At 53.8% G+C, this 16,653-nt stretch carries 13 protein-coding genes; 2 read left to right on the top strand and 11 right to left on the bottom strand.

The features are described from left to right. Positions 1-14: 14 nt before the first annotated feature. Positions 15-938: an NADP-dependent oxidoreductase gene (locus BLX24_RS14900; RefSeq protein ID WP_071503953.1), complete on the bottom strand. Its 924-nt coding sequence runs from the start codon at positions 936-938 to the stop codon at positions 15-17. A gap of 101 nt (positions 939-1,039) precedes the next feature. Here BLX24_RS14900 and BLX24_RS14895 point away from each other — a divergent pair, with 101 nt between their 5' ends. Then, positions 1,040-1,429 (top strand): winged helix-turn-helix transcriptional regulator, encoded by a 390-nt coding sequence (locus tag BLX24_RS14895; protein WP_071503952.1) that lies wholly within the window; start codon positions 1,040-1,042, stop codon positions 1,427-1,429. A 41-nt stretch (positions 1,430-1,470) separates the two neighbouring features. On the opposite strand, the gene BLX24_RS14890 is transcribed toward BLX24_RS14895, so the two are convergent. Together BLX24_RS14890 and BLX24_RS14885 are read right to left on the bottom strand one after the other, a co-directional pair. Beyond that, positions 1,471-2,286, bottom strand: coding sequence for a hypothetical protein (locus BLX24_RS14890; protein WP_143092690.1), 816 nt, complete (start codon positions 2,284-2,286; stop codon positions 1,471-1,473). A gap of 87 nt (positions 2,287-2,373) precedes the next feature. Continuing rightward, positions 2,374-3,384 carry a nucleoside hydrolase gene (locus BLX24_RS14885; protein ID WP_071504138.1) on the bottom strand — a complete coding sequence of 337 codons (1,011 nt, stop codon included), beginning with the start codon at positions 3,382-3,384 and terminating at the stop codon, positions 2,374-2,376. 82 nt (positions 3,385-3,466) lie between these two features. Here BLX24_RS14885 and BLX24_RS14880 point away from each other — a divergent pair, with 82 nt between their 5' ends. Then, entirely contained in the window at positions 3,467-5,329 is a 1,863-nt protein-coding gene (locus tag BLX24_RS14880) for an outer membrane protein assembly factor BamB family protein (protein ID WP_071503950.1), read from the top strand. 101 nt (positions 5,330-5,430) lie between these two features. Here BLX24_RS14880 and BLX24_RS14875 read toward each other — a convergent pair whose 3' ends face one another. From BLX24_RS14875 to BLX24_RS14840, 8 genes are all read right to left on the bottom strand, one after another. Beyond that, positions 5,431-6,465 (bottom strand): glycoside hydrolase family 43 protein, encoded by a 1,035-nt coding sequence (locus BLX24_RS14875; protein ID WP_071503949.1) that lies wholly within the window; start codon positions 6,463-6,465, stop codon positions 5,431-5,433. 207 nt (positions 6,466-6,672) lie between these two features. Continuing rightward, on the bottom strand, positions 6,673-8,040 hold the full coding sequence (locus BLX24_RS14870) for a Gfo/Idh/MocA family protein (RefSeq protein ID WP_071503948.1): 1,368 nt from the start codon (positions 8,038-8,040) through the stop codon (positions 6,673-6,675). 417 nt (positions 8,041-8,457) lie between these two features. Beyond that, positions 8,458-9,819 carry a TolC family protein gene (locus BLX24_RS14865; RefSeq protein WP_071503947.1) on the bottom strand — a complete coding sequence of 454 codons (1,362 nt, stop codon included), beginning with the start codon at positions 9,817-9,819 and terminating at the stop codon, positions 8,458-8,460. Further along, positions 9,812-12,913 (bottom strand): efflux RND transporter permease subunit, encoded by a 3,102-nt coding sequence (locus BLX24_RS14860; protein ID WP_071503946.1) that lies wholly within the window; start codon positions 12,911-12,913, stop codon positions 9,812-9,814. Before BLX24_RS14860 ends, BLX24_RS14865 begins: the two co-directional genes overlap by 8 nt. Before the next feature lie 8 nt (positions 12,914-12,921). Then, positions 12,922-13,956: an efflux RND transporter periplasmic adaptor subunit gene (locus tag BLX24_RS14855; protein ID WP_071503945.1), complete on the bottom strand. Its 1,035-nt coding sequence runs from the start codon at positions 13,954-13,956 to the stop codon at positions 12,922-12,924. Between the two features lie 64 nt (positions 13,957-14,020). Further along, positions 14,021-14,419 carry a ferredoxin reductase domain-containing protein gene (locus tag BLX24_RS14850; RefSeq protein ID WP_071503944.1) on the bottom strand — a complete coding sequence of 133 codons (399 nt, stop codon included), beginning with the start codon at positions 14,417-14,419 and terminating at the stop codon, positions 14,021-14,023. Positions 14,420-14,558: 139 nt separating this feature from the next. Further along, positions 14,559-15,122, bottom strand: a complete 564-nt coding sequence (locus BLX24_RS14845; RefSeq protein ID WP_071503943.1) for a Crp/Fnr family transcriptional regulator — start codon at positions 15,120-15,122, stop codon at positions 14,559-14,561. Between the two features lie 50 nt (positions 15,123-15,172). Continuing rightward, complete coding sequence (locus tag BLX24_RS14840) at positions 15,173-16,567, bottom strand: glycoside hydrolase family 28 protein (RefSeq protein ID WP_071503942.1); 1,395 nt, start codon at positions 16,565-16,567, stop codon at positions 15,173-15,175. Between the last annotated feature and the right edge of the window lie 86 nt (positions 16,568-16,653).

Here is a 16,653-nt window from a genome sequence, read left to right as displayed (position 1 = left end):
CTTGAAAAAACAAATTAACTAACGGCTAAAACTACCTTCCCATTTACGCCACCTGCCGAAACAAAATCCTGGGCTTGTGCCGCTTCTGCCAACGGAACTATTTTTGAGACAAACGCTTTAATTTTGCCCTCTTTTACCAATTGCAATCCGTTTTCTAAACTTTTAGACGTGAGGTTTGACGAAACAAACCGGGCGTCAACCTGATATTGCCGGGCTAATTCCGGCGAAGGCATTGCTGCGATGCTCAATAACTTTCCACCTTGTTTTAGTACGTCAAATAAGCTGGCTTGTGAAGGTCCGCCAGCACAATCTGCGACCAAATCTACGGCAATGCCTTGCTTTGAGATATCAGTTGTTTTATAATCAAAAACCTCATCAGCCCCCAGCTCCTTTACTATATCTACGCCCCTGCCCGATGCGGTGGCATATACATAAAGTCCTTTGTTTTTTGCCAGCTGTACCATCGTGGCTCCTACCGAACCGGCAGCCCCTTGAATCAGCACTTTTTGTCCTTCCTCTAATTTCCCTTCGGTAAACAAAATACTTTCTGCGGTACCAATGTTTACGGCCAGAGAAGTGGCTTCTTCAAAGGTAATATTACTGGGCTTGTGAGACACAAAGTTCTGATTAGCAACCACAAACTCTGCATAAGCATTCGCCATGGTTACTGCCATCACTTCATCTCCGACTGTAAAATTTTTAACATTATCGCCAACGGCTACCACAATGCCCGCAGCATCTAACCCCGGGACAAACGGCAACTGAACCGGTCGCATTTGTTGCATATACCCCATCCGGATTTTAATGTCCAGCGGGTTTACGCTTGCCGCCTTTACCTGTATCAAAACATCATCGGCTGTTTTGAGTTCTGGTTGCGGTATTTCATTAAGTACCAGCACATCGGATGAGCCAAAGTCATTGTATTGTATCGCTTTCATTTACGTTTTCTATTAAAATCGTTTGATCGTACAAACTTACTACCTTTGCCTAAATAACCTGTATTGCCAATAATCCGGGCATAGGCTAAAATAATAGACTAATGGAAAGTACCGTAATCAGAAAGACAAAAGAGTTTACACCCGGGAATTGCCCTGTCGTATATTGTATGAATATTATTGGGGGAAAATGGAAACCAAGCATCATTCACATGATACGGACAGACAGAAACCGTTACAGTATGTTGCTGAAAAACATAACCGAAATAAGTAAGCAGACGTTAACAAACCAGTTAAGAGAACTGGAAGCGGACGGCATTATTGACAGGATAATTTTTCCCGAAATTCCACCAAGAGTAGAATATAGCATAACTGACTATGGTAAAACCTTATTACCTGTAATTGACAGTATGTATCAATGGGGTGTTCAGAATATGAAAACAGACAACAAAGGATACTGTGATGACAACGGAAAACAGGACAGCAAACGATAAATCCTTATTCCCGGCATCCGTAAAACTATCGTAATCCTTCTTTACAATACCGACGCCAGCAGCCCCAGCAATACCACGCCGCCAAGGGTAGCCAGCCAGGTCCGGAGATAGCGGCGGCCTTCGCGTTTGCGTTCGTCGCGGGCCATGTCGCGGTAGAGCGTCAGGTCAGGTTTCAGCGCGCGGATCAGGAAATAAATACCGCCCGAGAGCACACCCGTTCCCAGCAAAAACACCAGTGCAGCCAGAAAGGCCTTTTCGGCACAGAGCAGCCCGCAGGCCAGCGGCACCGAGAAATAGGCCAGCGTCAGGCCCAGTAAAAACAAAAAGATGTAGCCAATCCGGGTACCGGTCAGGTCCTTGCCGGCTGGCGGGTCATCGCGGCGGAGCAGGGTCCGGAATACGTTGGCCTTCTTTTCCTGCCGCAACGCTTTTTCGCGGACATAATCGTTTTCCGTAGTACGAACCGCCCGCCCCGAATCACTGATGGTCTCGATACGGCTGTAACTGCCCAGCCCGCCCGACGGATGCAGGGTCTGCGAACGTTCTGCCCAAATCGCCCCGCAGGCCATGAAAACGCATAAATTCAGCGTAAAGGCGCCAAACAGACCGGCATGCTTCATCCGGCGCGATAGCTGCCCGACAATTTTCCCGTAGTCCTGCATACCGGCGGCAACCCCGACCAGCAGCGCTACCAGTCCGTGCAATACCCACGGCGACAGCCCCGCTGCCGGTTGTTCTGCGGTCCAGACACCGGCCCCGATGGTCACGCCGAGCAGTGCATTCAGGGTTTCAAACAGAATAATCAGGCCGATTGCCGGCAGCGCATGGCGATGTGCCCAAATTGAGATACGGTTCATAATGGTACAGGGAAAAGGGGTTGGTGTTGTGCCGCCAGCCGGCAGCATTTACCCGTAAACCACTGGCCTGTAGCTTCGTTCAGTTTCTTATTTTCCGGCCGGCTGATGCTGCATAAGCCGGTCAATAAGCGCCGTTACCTGTGGCACCGGCATGGCAGGAACAAGGTAAAAATGGCCCTTCCCCTGCTCATCCCAGGTATTTGATCCGTCGGCGGCCACCCGCATCCGTCCCGGTTTCAGGGTGTAGTAACCCGTGGTGCCCTTAATGGCGACCAGCACGGCGGTCTGATCCCAGCTCATGCGGCCATTACGGTCGCCTTCCGCTTTGGGCAGGCAAATGGCAAACACATCCTTAACCGGGCTGTTCCGGATAGCCGGATTCTGCACCAGCGGCAGGCCCGTTTTAATTTCCTTCCCGATATCAAACCCGCTCAGGATGACCTCCGTCGGCCACTGCCCGAACACCTGCTGAGAGGCGCCGGCATCTTTATGGACGTTGAACTCGCGGCCGTTGGGAAACCAGCCCGCCATACTCACCAGCCGGGCCACTTTCCGCGCAACCAGCTCCCGACCGGTCAGCGGTGAGTACCGGTCGCCGGGCGAGGCCAGCAGGTTGGCCAGATTGGTCAGAAAGCCAACGGTGACAATCGTGACACTGTGGTCGGGTTGCCGGGCCAGTACCTGTCGGTAAACGGTTACGGCATCGGCCGCCTGATCATTTCGCGTGATACGGTGCGGGTAGCGAACCACCAGCGTGTCGGACCAATGCTGAAAATCCCCTTCGTTTACTGCCGCGCCTTTGGGTACGCCGATGGGTATACGCGGACGCTTGAAGTAGGTATTGAACACATCCAGCACCGCTGCCACCCGCGGGTAGGTGGTGCTGGCGACGGTCGCCAGAATCTGTGCCTGCCCGCTGTCGGCCAGCGCATGCAGCAGGGCGATGGCTCCCACATCGTCGTAGTCCGGGCCCATGTCTGTGTCGAAAATAACCCGTACCGGCGGCCGGCCCACCGGCGGTTGACGTTGCTGAGCAGTAGCAGCCGCCGTACAGACAGCCACCAGAATGAGCGTAGAGAAAAGGATTCGGGTCAGCATTTTCTTAACTTGCAACCACATCAGGCCTATACGTGACAAACCGTTTATCAGCCGCCTCATGTGAATTACTTTATTAAACGTTATGCATACCAAAGCACTCCTTTTCCTTTTTCTATCTTTCTGCCTGTCCGTCAGCCTGTCCGTTGCGCAAACACCAGCCGAACGGCCCATACGGTTTGCCTTCGTGACGGATACGCACGTGGGCGCACCGGTTACTGCCGCCGAAGACCTGCAACGCACCGTAACTGACCTCAACAGCATGACCGACATTGATTTTGTGGTTTTTACCGGCGATGTGACCGACTATGGTTCCGACGAAGAGTTCCGGCAGGCGAAACAGATCATTGATGGCCTTAACAAGAAGTGGTATATTTTTCCAGGTAATCACGACACCAAATGGTCGGAAAACGGCTGCAACAGCTTCCGGAAGTTCTTCGGGGCCGAACGGTTTTCGTTTACTTTCGGCAAATACCGCTTCATTGGCTGTGGCAGCGGCCCTAACATGCGGATGTCGCCGGGACTGGTGGCCCGTGAGGACGTGCTCTGGCTCCGGTCGGAGGTGGCGCAGTTGAAGGGAACCAACCAGCCGGTTATTTTCATGAACCATTACCCGCTCGATGATGCGCTGGCCAACTGGTACCTGATGATCGACGAGCTGAAAAAGACGAATATTCAGGCAGCGATGTGCGGCCACGGCCATGCCAACCGCGCCATGGACTACGAAGGTATTCCGGGTACGATGGGCCGGTCGAATCTCCGCGCCAAAGACGCTGTCGGCGGTTATAACCTGGTGACGATTCAGAACGATATCATGACGTTTGCGGAACGTACGCCGGGCGGCGAAACCAAACCGGTCTGGCGGACGATTCCCTTGCGTGATCACCGGTTTGCGAGTGAAACCAAAACCTATCCCCGCCCTGATTTTCAGGCCAACACCACGTATAGCAACGTTAAAGCGGTCTGGGAGAAACAGGATAGCAGTGATGTCGGGGCCGGTATTACGGAGGCCAAAGGGCTTTGCATTTACCCGAACACGCAGGGCTACATCGTGGCGCTGTCGGCCAAAACCGGCGATACGGTCTGGAAATTCGCGACCGGCGGCAAGGTCTACGCCACGCCCGCTATCGACGGCAACCGCGTTGTCGTGGCCTCGACCGACGGGGTTATCTACTGCCTCAACCGCAAATCCGGCGCCCTGATCTGGAAACAGGAAACCGGCAAACCCATCGTTGCCTCCCCCTTGATCGACGGCAAGCGGGTGTTTATCGGTAGTTCGGAGGGGAAATTCCGTGCGCTGTCGCTCAACGACGGATCGCCGGTCTGGGCGTTTGGCGGCATCAACGGGTTTATCGAGTCGGTGCCGGTGGCCGACAAACACAACGTCTATATCGGTTCGTGGGGCTCCAGTCTGTATGCGCTCAACAAGGCAACCGGTGACCTGGTCTGGACCTGGACCAACAACAAGCTCCGGAATTTTTCACCGGCGGCCTGTGTGCCGGTGCTGGTCAACAACCGGCTGTTTATTCAGACACCCGACCGCACCGTGACGGCCATCGACGCACAAACGGGTAAAGAAATCTGGAAAACCAGCGAGCACAAGGGGTTTGAGTCCATCGGCGTATCGGCCGACAAAGCGCTGATTTATGTGAAGTGCATGCAGGATTCGGTCTGGGCCATTCCGACCGCGTCGGTGGATGGCAAAGGCAGCTGGTTTGTCAATTGCCGGTATGGCTACGAAATCAGTCCGTCGCCGGTAGCCGAGCGGGATAATTTCCTCTACGTACCGACCGACGACGGGGCTGTGTATGCGATTGATAAGCCGGCTAAGCAGGTGGCGTGGGTCCACAAGCTGTCAAATGCGATGGTGAACCGTATCTGGCCGCTGGGCAAACGCGAACTGCTGGTTACGACCATGGACGGCAAAATAGCGCGGCTGAAGTATTAAGGTTTTACAGGGTAAACTATTGATTTTAAACGTCGACAGGATTACAGGATGAACAGGATATAGACTATCCCGTTCATCCTGTAATCCTGTCAAAAGCTCCTTTATTCTGTCGGGGCGGCCATCGGTACTTTGGCGAGAGGTTTGCCGAAGTTCGGCGTACCATCGGCATTCCACGTAAACGGCTGCATGTGCGGGGCCCGTTTGTTGCCGCAGCCATCGGTAGCCGACGGATTGGCGTGGTAAATCATCCAGCTCTGTTTGCCGTCGGCCGAGGTAAAGAAGCCCCCGTGGCCCGGTGCCCAGACATTGTTTTCAGGCGCCTGCACAAACACAGGCGTCTGCGATTTTTTCCAGTTTTTCGGGTCAGTCAGACTGCCTTTGCCAGTGTATTGAAGCATGCCCAGGCAGTAGTCCAGCCAGCAGGCATTAGCCGAATAAATGAGGAACAGCTTGCCGTCGTGTTCCAGAAACTCGGGGCCTTCGTTGACGAATACCTTCGGTACTTCGCCGTTTTTCTGCCATTCCTGCGGCACATCGCCGTGCATTTCCCACGGCAGGTCCGGCTTCGACAGCCGGACACGGTCACCTTTCATCGTCCACGGGTTTTCGAGTTCGGCGATGTAAATATCCTGACGGCCGTTTATCGGTCCTTCCCAACCCGACCAGGCGGCGTACAGCTTGCCTTTAAACTCCTTAACGGTCAAGTCAATGGCCCAGTGATCGCCAGGGTCGGTGAGTTTACCTTTCAGTACCCAGGTTCCCTGCATCGGGTCCGGCGAATCGTTTTCGACCACCCACATCCGGTGGTTCACGTTCCGGCCGCTGTCGGCGGCGAAATAGACATACCATTTCCCGCGGATAAAGTGAATTTCGGGTGCCCACAATTCACGGGAATACTGTTCTTTGGGCGGCGGGGTATAAATGACCTTGTGTTCGGCGGTTGCCAGGTCGGCCATGTTTTTGGTTTTCCAGAGCGTCAGGTTGCGGCCGGTGGTGTTCATGTAGTAATACCAGCCGTCTTTCTGCACGACCCAGGGGTCCGGGCCTGAGTTTTTAATCGGATTCGTGAAGGTGCGCTGTGCATATAGTGAGGTGGTTACCAGCCACAGCAGCAGGAAAAGGATTCGGTTTGTCATTTCGTTTTTAAAGTTGCCACGAAGGCCCCAAGTCGAGAAGTAGCACAAAGTTTTAAAGAAATTTTCTTCGTGCACCTTCCGACTTCCCGCCTTTGTGGTTATTTTTTTCAGTTGCCACGAAGGCGCGAAGCCGGGAAGGGGCACAAAGTTTTAAAGAAATTTTCTTCGTGCACCTTCCGACTTCCCGCCTTTGTGGTTTAAAAAAAATTATACCTTCTTCGGGTCAGGGTGCACCCATGGCGCGCGGTACGGGCGCTGCAGGAGTTTGGTCGCTTCTTTATCGCCGACGATTTCGCGCTTCTGCGGGTCATAGACCAGCGGCCGGCCAAGCTGCATCGACAGGTTTGCAATCAGACAGCTTGCCGTCGAAATGTGCCCTTCTTCGATATCAGCCACGGGGCGGCCGTTCTTTTCAATCGCTTCGAGGAAGTTGAGCATGTGCAGGCGGGTGGCCGGAGCGGCATTCAGCTCAATGCGTTCTTCGGTCAGGTCTTCCGGATATTTCTCTTTTTCGTAGACGACATCCTTGTGAATCTTATCGCCTTTGCCCTGCGGGATAAAGTCGTAGCTCATCGTACTGGCCCAAAGCGTCCCTTTTTCGCCATAGAGCGTAAACGACCACGGATAGTCCGGATTACTAGGGGTTCCCCAGGTCCGGTGCTGCCACACACAGTTCAGCTCCGGATATTCAAAAATGGCCGACTGCGTATCTTCGATGTTTGATTTACCGTCTTTCTGAACATAGATACCACCCGTCGAGCTGATTTTCTGCGGCCAGCCCAGTTTCAGCATCCAGCGCACGGTGTCGAACATGTGGATACACATATCGCCCATTATGCCATTGCCATACTCCTTGAATGTCCGCCACCAGCGGATGTGCGGCAAGCCGTCGTAGGGCCGCAACGGGGCCGGACCCGTCCACATGTTGTAGTCCAGAAAATCGGGTACGGCCACCACCGGCGGATTACCGTTGTTGCGCATGTGGAAATAGCAGCACATCTCGACGTGCGAGACTTTACCGAGCAGACCCGCATCAACGATATTCTTTTTAGCGTCGATCAGGTGCGGGGTGCTTTTCCGCTGTGTCCCGACCTGTACCACCTTGTTGTATTTACGGGCGGCGGCTACCATGGCCTCCCCTTCCATCACGTCGACGCTGATCGGCTTCTGCACGTATACGTGGGCCCCCGCCTTCACCGCATCAATCGCCATGAGCGCATGCCAATGGTCAGGCGAGCCGATGAGGACAATATCCAGCTGATTTTCGGCCAGCAGTTTCTTGTAATCGCCGTACAGTTTCGGGACTTTTCCGGATTTCTGTCGCTGACTCACCAGTTTCCCGGCTGCTTCCAGCATATTTTTATCCACATCACAAAGCGCGACAACGTCGACATCGGCCACCTGAATCAGGCGAAACAAATCGCTTTTGCCATACCAGCCGGTTCCGATCAGGGCTACGCGGTAGGTTTTCATCGGCTTTGTAACGTCCATTGCCTGTGCGCCCATGGCAGTGAGCGCCAGTGAAGCGGTCGTCCCCTGAATAAACTGACGACGATTAAGATTGAACTGGTCCATGAAGTAAGTAAGGGTTTTGGCGCCCGCAAACGGCGCATTGATTCGTATCAATAAAGCCGAACCGTTGGTTTACATACTTATGGGCAGTTGCCCGGACGCTGGCCACAACACGTAGAGACGCAAGATATTGCGTCTCCAGCACCCAACATTACCCGAAACTATATTATAACACAATGGTCCCGGTAGAGACGCAAGATATTGCGTCTCTACAACCAACACCGCCCGAAACTATATTATAACACAATGGTCGCGGTAGAGACGCAATATCTTGCGTCTCTACAACCAACACCGCCCGAAACCTATACGATAACACAATGATCAGCCATGAGACGCAAGATATTGCGTCTCTACAACAAACACCGCCCGAACCTGTACTACAACACAATGATCAGCCATGAGACGCAAGATGTTGCGTCTCTACAGGGTTCCCGTCAGCAGGTTTACATCCAGAACCGCCAGCTGGTAGTTCAGTTGCGCGGCCAGAAGGTCAACCTGCGCTTTGGCCAGATTCGACTGAGCCGTCAGCAAGTCCGATTTCAGATTCAGACCGGCGGCCTGCCGGTCCTGCTGTACTTTCAGTTCTTCAGCGCGGTATCGGGCGGCTTTCTGCGCCACGTCGATCAGCGCCCTGGCCTGGCTTATTTTCCGGTAGGCCTTCTCCAGATCGCTGCTCACCTGCTCCTGCGTATTCAGCAGGTTTTCCTGTGCCTGCTGCCGGATCAGGTTGCGCTGGGTCATCACCTGTTTGTTAGCCACGAGGTCCTGCAGGTTCCATTTCAGGTTTACGCCCACATACGGGTTGTTAACCGGAAAAATCAGATTGCCCTGCTGGTAGGTATACCCTGCCAGCACGCCCACATCGGGCCGGTAGCTCTGCTGTGCGGCTTTAATCCCCAGCTGCGCTTTCTGCTGTCCCAGCGTTGCCAGCTGAATATCGACGTTATTACGCAGGGCCGACAAGGCCACTGAGTCCAGTGACGGCACGGCAATCTGCGTTAACTCGACACCGGCCAGCACCAGCGAATCGGCTTTGATGCCGGTCAGCCGTTTCAAATCCGTTTCGTAGTCTTCGCGCTGAATCGCCAGCTTCAGCAGGTTCTGCTCCTCGTCGGCAATGTTGGCCTGCAAACCGGCCTTGCTGACGTTGATGGTTTTGCCCGACCCCAACGCGCTTTCTACATCGTACAGTTTCAGCTTTGCCACATCGAGTTTAGACGCAGCTTCTGTCTGTTGCTGCTGATTGATCAGCAAGCCATAATACAGCCGCTCCACCGCCTGCCGGATTTGCAGGGCCGCTTTGCGCCGCTCCTGCTCCGAGACCTGAATGTCGGTCTGGTCGATGGCCAATCCGGTTTTTACCTTGCCCAGTTGGGTAATCGGCTGATAGGCCATGATCCCCGCGTTGATGGTATGGTGCTGCCCGAGATTAAACGTTTTTGTTTCGTTGGGCAAAGGCACCTGTGTGGTCGCATTCAGCGGCAACACCCCGAACGATCCCTGATCAATCACCAGCGAACCGGTATTGGCATTGTACTGATAGGTGGAGTTGACCGTTACCGACGGGTATTTTTTAACCTCGTCCTCTTTCAGTTTCGCCTGTTTTTCGGCGACCTGCAATTTACGGATCGCCAGACCACGGTTATTTTGCAGCGCCAGATCAATCGCTTTCTGTAAGCTGATCTGCTCCGGCTGATGTCCCGCCTGCTGGGCGGTGGCCGGATTGGCCGTCAACATCCCCATGATGCCGAGGCTGATATATAGTTTCGACGTGTTATACATGGTGAACAGGTTGTTTTTGGGCGGCAAGGATCTCTTTTTTATCGGACGGCTTAACCCAGGCGATGTACAGCACCGGCACCGTCAGCAGGGCCATGACCATCGACCAGAGCACCCCGACGGCAATAACGCTCGCCAGCGGACTCCACATCGGCGACCCTGACAGAATCATCGGCAACACCCCGATGGCCGCCGCCGACGCGGTCAGGAAAATAGGCCGCAACCGGCGCTTACCCGACTCAATGGCTGCCGTCCGGATGTCCATGCCGTGGTGCATCAGTTCGTTGGTGTGATCCACGAGAATGATCGCGTTCCGGACCACAATGCCCGACAGACTGATTAGACCCACAAAGGCGGTAAAGCCAAAGTTGTTGCCGGTGATGTAGAGCCCGAACAAGGCCCCGAACAAACTCAGCGGAATGGTCAGCATCACAATGGCCGCTTCCTTGAGGTTCCGGAACTGGAACAGCAGGATAAAGAAAATCAGGACCAGACTGATTACCAGTACCGTAATCATCTGACTGAACGTTTCCTGCTTGTTGGCAAACTCGCCGCCGTACTCAATCCGGTAACCGGCCGGCAGCTGAATCTGGTCGATAGCGGGCCGGATTTCCTTCAGGAGTTCGGCCGGCAGCACACCCCTACCGGTCTCGCTCTGCACTGTCAGCGTGCGGACGCCGTTGCGGTGCATGATGCGGCCGGTTTGCCAGCGCGGCACCAGATCCGCAATCTGCCGCAGCGGTACCCGACCGTTCGTAACCGGCGACGACAGGTAGGTATTGCCCAGATCGTCGGTGGTTTCGCGGTTCTGCTTATCGAGGCGGAACACCACGTCAATGGCGTTGTTGCCTTCGTACAGGGTCGTGATGGGTGCCCCGCTAAAGCCGGTGTAAATCATCTGCGAAATACCCGACGTGGTAAACCCGAGGCGGCTGGCTTCGTCTTTCAGCTGAATGCTGATGCCGTAATAGTCTTCCTGAAAATCATTGCGGACGAGAGCATTGCCGTGCGCGTTCTTCACGATCCCTTCTACCTGCTGACCAATGGTTTTCAACCGGTTAATATCATCCCCGATAATCCGGACCTCTACCGGCGCTTTCAGTGGCTGACCCTGTTGCAGCAGTTTAATCTGGGGCCGGCCTTCCGGAATGATGGCTTCTACCTTATCCTGTAACTCGTCGGCCAGTGCCTCGGTCGTGTGCTCATCGGTGGTGTTCACCAGAATCTGGGCGTAATTGCTGACCGGCACTTCCGGCGAAAAGTTGTAGTAAAAACGCGGGGCACTCGTACCGGCAAACGTGGCAAAGGACGTCACGCGGTCGTCTTTCTGAATCAGCTTTTCGACCTTTTTAATGGCCGCTTCGGTCCTGTCGAGACTGGTGCTGGTCGGCATCCAGAGTTCAACGACAAACTGGTTGCGTTCGGCTGCCGGGAAAAACTTCTGACGCACCCCGCCGGTGTACAGCAGTCCGGCAAAGACGATGGTAATCAGGCTCAGGCCGATGGTCAGTTTCGGGTGACGGATTGCCCAGTCCAGGGAGGCGTTGTAACCGTTCTGCATCCGGTCGAGCAACGACGTTTTCTTGGGCTCATTCACCGCATCCGGATCGTGTAAGCCTTTCTTAATGAAGACGTAACACAGCAGCGGTGTCAGGACCATCGCGACGATAAATGATGAGGCCAGCGCAATGGCAACCGTCCACGGCAGGGCATTGATAAACTCGCCGACCGAACCGGTCAGCAGAATCATCGGCATAAACGACGCAATGATTGTAACGGTAGCCGCCAGCACCGGCACCACCAGATCGCTCGCACTGCGCCATGCCGCTGTCCAGCGCTCAACGCCCTCGTCCAGTAGTTCGACATAGTTATCGGCAATCACAATCGCATCATCGACCACCATACCCAATACCACAATCAGGGCCGCCAGGGATACCTGGTGCAGCTCGATGCCAAAGGCGTGCATGAGCGCAAACGTCACCGCCACCGTCATCGGAATGGCCATGGCCGCTACCGACGCAATGCGGAACGGCAGTAAGAGTACCACCACAATCACGACTGAGATAATGGCCAGGAAAAACTCGTCGATAAAGTGCGACACGTTGTGGCCCACGACCTGCGGCTGATTCACAATCGTGGTCAGGGTCACATCGGCAGGGAACAGCTTTGTGGTTTCGGCAATTTTCTGATCAACGGCTTTTCCGAAATTCACAATGTTGTTGCCTTCGTGCATCTGCACCGTCAGGATCAGGGCCTTGTGGCCGTTGACGGTTATCCGGCTGGTCGGCTCCACATATTCGCGCCGGATGGTAGCAATGTCGCCCAACCGGACAATAGCCCCTGATTTTGAGGCACCGACAATCTGATTGGCAATTTCATTTTCTCTGGTAAAATAGCCGCTGGTATAAAGCGGGGCTTTCCGCGACTTCGTATCAATTGAGCCCGTGGCTCCGATGGTATTCTGAGATTGCAGCACCTTCACAACCTGCTGCATATCAACGCCATACTGCGCCAGCTTTTCGGAGTTTGACGAAACCGTAATCTGCTCCTGCTGATCGCCGACCCGTTTGATTTTCGACACGGCCGGAATGGTCCGCAGGTTGTCTTCCAGCTTTTGGGCGTATTGTTTCAGCTGCGCGAAACTGGCCTGGTCGCTTTCAATGCCGATCACCAGGGCTTCGGTATCGCCGAAATCGGAGTTTACGATTGGCCCCCGCACGCCCTGCGGCAGTTCCAGGCTTTTTACCACCAGCAGTTGATGGCGCAGTTTGCTCCAGAATACATCCGGATTCTTTACATTTTCCCCCAGTTCGACATTTACCACCACCATGCCGTCGCGGGTGGTCGAATAGGTTTTATCTTTCCGGACCTCTTCAAACTGAAACAGGTATTGCTCCAGCTTTTTGGTCACCTGATCTTCTACCTGCGCGGAGTTTGCTCCCGGATAAAAGGCTAGTACCAGACCCTGACGCACGGTAATTTTAGGGTCTTCGCGCCGTGGCATCGTCAGCAGCGAGTAAACGCCCAGCGCAAACACCAGCAGAAGCACCGACAGCGTGACCTGTTTATATTTTAAAGAAGCTTGAACGAAATTCATGACGTTGATTAGTTAGAAAGGCTGACAGAAGAACCATCGGTGAGCTTTTGCTGACCACCCGTAACCACGATTTCCTGCGGTGACAAACCGGCGGTCACTTCAATTTTGTTATCGACCAGCTGGCCCACACTCACATTACGGCGGAAGGCTTTTTTCTGCCCTTTATCGACCACAAATACATAGCTCTGGCTGTCGGTATCGTGTAGAATGGCCTCAGCGGGCAGCAACAGGCGTTCAACCGGCTGACTGGATTTCAGCGTGATTTCGGCGATCATCCCCGGCCGGATCAGTCCTTTCGGGTTCGGCAGTTCGATTTTGACCGTAAAGGCCCGTGAGGTAACGTCGGCCACCGAACCGACTTCTTTTACCCGGCCGGTAAAGGTCTGGCTCAGCGACGACACCAGAACGGTGGCCGGCTGGCCGATTTTGATACTATGCAACTCGCTTTCCGGGATATAGGCGTTTACGTTGACCTTGCTGATGTCTGAAACGACAAAGAGCGGCGTACCCACACCGGTGATTTCGCCCGTTTCGGCCAGCTTTTTCAGCATTACCCCGCTGATGGGTGCATATAATTTTGTATCTGAGAGGTTTCTGGCCTGTAGTTTCTGCTGCACTTTTGCCTGTTGCAGCCCAAAGTTGACCTTCGCAAAGTCGGCGTCGCTGAGGCTGTTGCGGTCGTGCATCAGTTTGAGGCGGCTGAATTCATCGCTGACCTGTGCCACCTGCACATCGGTCATTTCCTTAGCGATGCCGTAGTTGGTCGGGTCGAGGCTGGCTAAGAGCTGACCTTTGCGGACAACCTGCCCTTCGTCGGCCGCGATAAAGTTCAATTTACCGGCAACCATAAAGCCCAGCCGGACGGTGCGGCTGCCTTCAATGTTGCCGCTGATGGAGGTAGTGCGGTTGACCTGCTTGCGGCTGACCTGCTCCGTAACGACCGGAATAGCCGTTTCCTTTACCTCTGTTGTTTTTTCCTTTGTCTGACAGCCACTTACCAGTGCCGTAGCGATCAGCGCGATATAGAGTTTCTGGCTTTTCATAGCGATTAATACGTCGAAGAATGATGATGCAAAATTGACAGATGAAGCACTGCTTTCTTTTCATCTATCTTAAAAAATGGAGATGTATGGTTTCTTTCTTAATTCCTAAAAACAGAAGCTGATCCCGGACGACCGACACGAATTCCGGCATCCCGGCCACGCTGATCTTCAGCTGGTCGCGGGTGTTGGCGTTCAGCATGGTTTCGATGGTTGCCTGATGATCGAACCGGTTTTCCGGATCATATACCAGCGCGGGAATGAATTGAGTCGGGAAGTGACGGGACAGAATATGCAGCTCGGGTGCAAAGACGTGCGCTGATGTCCCGGATGCATAGATCAGGGATACGTGGGTTGAGGGATACCCGACCAGATTTTGTTTGATAGCCGGAAACACATCACCGATCCCTGACTCGTCGGTGATATATAGATAATGGACTGTTTTTGCCGGATGAATCGTTTTCATAGCCTATCCAATTAGTCATACAAAAGACTAATCAGCGGCCCTGATTTCTTTTCATCTGGATTAAAAAATCAGTATATAACCTGAAAGTAAGCTAAAATTTATTGTAAGGCCCTGATTTTGGCCGAACGAAGCGAATCGGTTAACGTTGCGCGCGTATCACGCTGAGAGTCTGCTGGGTAATGCCCAGATACGACGCAATATGGCCTAACGGAGCGCGCTGGAGAATGGACGGATACTGCGCCAGCAACGTATTATACCGGTCCTGCGCCGACTGAAACTGGAGGGCATACAACCGGTCGGAAAAGGTTTTCAGGGTCTGGATCAGTAGTGTCCGCATTATTTTTTCCAGCTTATCGTGCTGGTCAATCAGCTTTTCCAGATCGGCATAGGGTATCGACCGGACCACTGATTTTTCCAGCAGTTCGAAGCCATAGGGAGACGTCCGGCCATAGAAAATATTTTCGATGGCCATAAAAAAGGAGTTTTCCAGAATAAAATGATGGGTTACATCTTTGCCGTCGGGCTTGATATAGTAGGTACGGGCGAGGCCCTGTTCGATAAAATAAACCTTCTGCGAGGTATTGTCGGGCAGCAGGAGTTTGTGCCGCTTCGGAAAAACGTCACAGGCAACCGCCTGATCCAGTTCGTGTTCCAGTTCGGGAGAGAGAGAGACCAGTTCGTTGAGGTACGCCGTTAGTTCCATGCCGTTTCGATTAGGGCCGGAAATTAGCCGTAACTTACCGGAAAGCCAATTTAAAACGTAACTCCGGTGCTTTTTTTCACCTCCAGCGGTTTGCTGTCTTTACCGGAAATGCTGACTTTATTGACAATCCAGTCTTTACCAAACTCGATACTGCCCGCCTGTGCAGCGTTGATAGACACGTTATCTAACCGGAAGTTTTCCAGCAACGACTGTCCTGAGCCCTCGGCCCGGATCCCCCGCTTAGCATCTAATACCGTAAGGTTGGCAATCCGGATGTCGCGAAAGTGCGGTATACCCCGTTCGGCCGGTTCGACTTTTTGCAGCATGGCTTTCCAATGGGGCGGTAAGCTGGCTTCGGTATACCCCGCCGGCAAGGTCGAATAGCTGTAGCTCGGGTTCCAGTTCATGGTTACCTCAATGGCGGTACCGACCCCGTCCATCGTAATGTCTTCCATCGAAACGTCCTCCACGGTGCCGCCCCGCGTCATGGCCGATTTGAGCCGGATACCGACGCCGGTTCCTTTAGCCTTCAGATTCCGGGCAATTACGTGCCGGATGCTCCCCGACGTTTCACTGCCAAAGGTAATCAGCCCCCCGCCCGCACGGGCAATGCAGTCTCGGATAAGTACGTATTCGGTTGGCCGGTTTACACGCAGCCCGTCCCAATCGCGGCCTGCTTTCAGGCAGAAATCATCGTCGTTACAGTCGATGTCGCAGTTCTGCACCAGTACATAGCTCGATGAGTCAATGTCAATGCCGTCGGTGCTCGGGCCGTGACCGCCGATATTGTTCTGAATCACCAGACCGTCGGCCGTTACGTGGTCGGAATACAGGATATGAACGGTCCAGAAACCGGCCTGTTGCAGGGTAATGTCTTTCAGCGTCACATCCGACGAATTGGCCACCAGCAGCGTACGCGGGCGTTTGGCGTCATAATCAACGATCCAGCGCAGGCCTTTCGGCTCGTATTCTTTCCGCATGGCCCAATAGCTGTCCCAGAACGGTTTGCCCTGTGCGTTAACGGTCCCCTCGCCCACTACGGCCACGTTGGTCTGCCCGAGTACGTTGATCAGGGCGGCGGGCCACTTCATTTCAATGCCCGCAATCCGTGTGTCGATTTCGGGATAATCGGTCAGTGACTGGCTGCCGAGCAGTTCAACCCCTTTGTCAATCCGCAGCGTAACGCCTTTCTTCAGAAACAGCGAACCGGTCAGGTATTGCCCGGGCTGAAAGGAAACCACGCCGCCGCCTTTGGCCGCACAGGCATCAATTGCCTGTTGAATGGCGTTGGTGGCCAGCGTTTTACCATCGGCTACGGCACCGTATTGGTTGGTCAGGAAAACGGTTTTGCGGGTTGGTTGCTGACGGGCACCCACCTGCTTTACCCACGCCGGATCCGGTGCACTGAAGAGCGTCAGCCAGAACGAAAGCCAAAGAAGAATCATACACTAAACTTCCTGATTAACAAATTATTACTTTACCACATAGCCACATGGAAACCATAAGTTTTTACCCTATTTGTATTATATGG

Origin of the sequence: Arsenicibacter rosenii, from assembly GCF_001870735.1 — a bacterium.
GTDB classification, from domain to species: Bacteria; Bacteroidota; Bacteroidia; order Cytophagales; family Spirosomataceae; genus Arsenicibacter; species Arsenicibacter rosenii.
The sequence above is the reverse complement of the archived record's forward strand: the minus strand, read 5'-3'. Positions and strand labels throughout refer to the sequence as shown.

Bases quoted from the DNA above. Each gene is read 5' to 3' on its own strand.
- BLX24_RS14900 (WP_071503953.1), bottom strand. From the start codon at position 938: ATGAAAGCGATACAATACAATGACTTTGGCTCATCCGATGTGCTGGTA.
- BLX24_RS14895 (WP_071503952.1), top strand. From the start codon at position 1,040: ATGGAAAGTACCGTAATCAGAAAGACAAAAGAGTTTACACCCGGGAAT.
- BLX24_RS14890 (WP_143092690.1), bottom strand. From the start codon at position 2,286: ATGAACCGTATCTCAATTTGGGCACATCGCCATGCGCTGCCGGCAATC.
- BLX24_RS14885 (WP_071504138.1), bottom strand. From the start codon at position 3,384: ATGCTGACCCGAATCCTTTTCTCTACGCTCATTCTGGTGGCTGTCTGT.
- BLX24_RS14880 (WP_071503950.1), top strand. From the start codon at position 3,467: ATGCATACCAAAGCACTCCTTTTCCTTTTTCTATCTTTCTGCCTGTCC.
- BLX24_RS14875 (WP_071503949.1), bottom strand. From the start codon at position 6,465: ATGACAAACCGAATCCTTTTCCTGCTGCTGTGGCTGGTAACCACCTCA.
- BLX24_RS14870 (WP_071503948.1), bottom strand. From the start codon at position 8,040: ATGGACCAGTTCAATCTTAATCGTCGTCAGTTTATTCAGGGGACGACC.
- BLX24_RS14865 (WP_071503947.1), bottom strand. From the start codon at position 9,819: ATGTATAACACGTCGAAACTATATATCAGCCTCGGCATCATGGGGATG.
- BLX24_RS14860 (WP_071503946.1), bottom strand. From the start codon at position 12,913: ATGAATTTCGTTCAAGCTTCTTTAAAATATAAACAGGTCACGCTGTCG.
- BLX24_RS14855 (WP_071503945.1), bottom strand. From the start codon at position 13,956: ATGAAAAGCCAGAAACTCTATATCGCGCTGATCGCTACGGCACTGGTA.
- BLX24_RS14850 (WP_071503944.1), bottom strand. From the start codon at position 14,419: ATGAAAACGATTCATCCGGCAAAAACAGTCCATTATCTATATATCACC.
- BLX24_RS14845 (WP_071503943.1), bottom strand. From the start codon at position 15,122: ATGGAACTAACGGCGTACCTCAACGAACTGGTCTCTCTCTCTCCCGAA.
- BLX24_RS14840 (WP_071503942.1), bottom strand. From the start codon at position 16,567: ATGATTCTTCTTTGGCTTTCGTTCTGGCTGACGCTCTTCAGTGCACCG.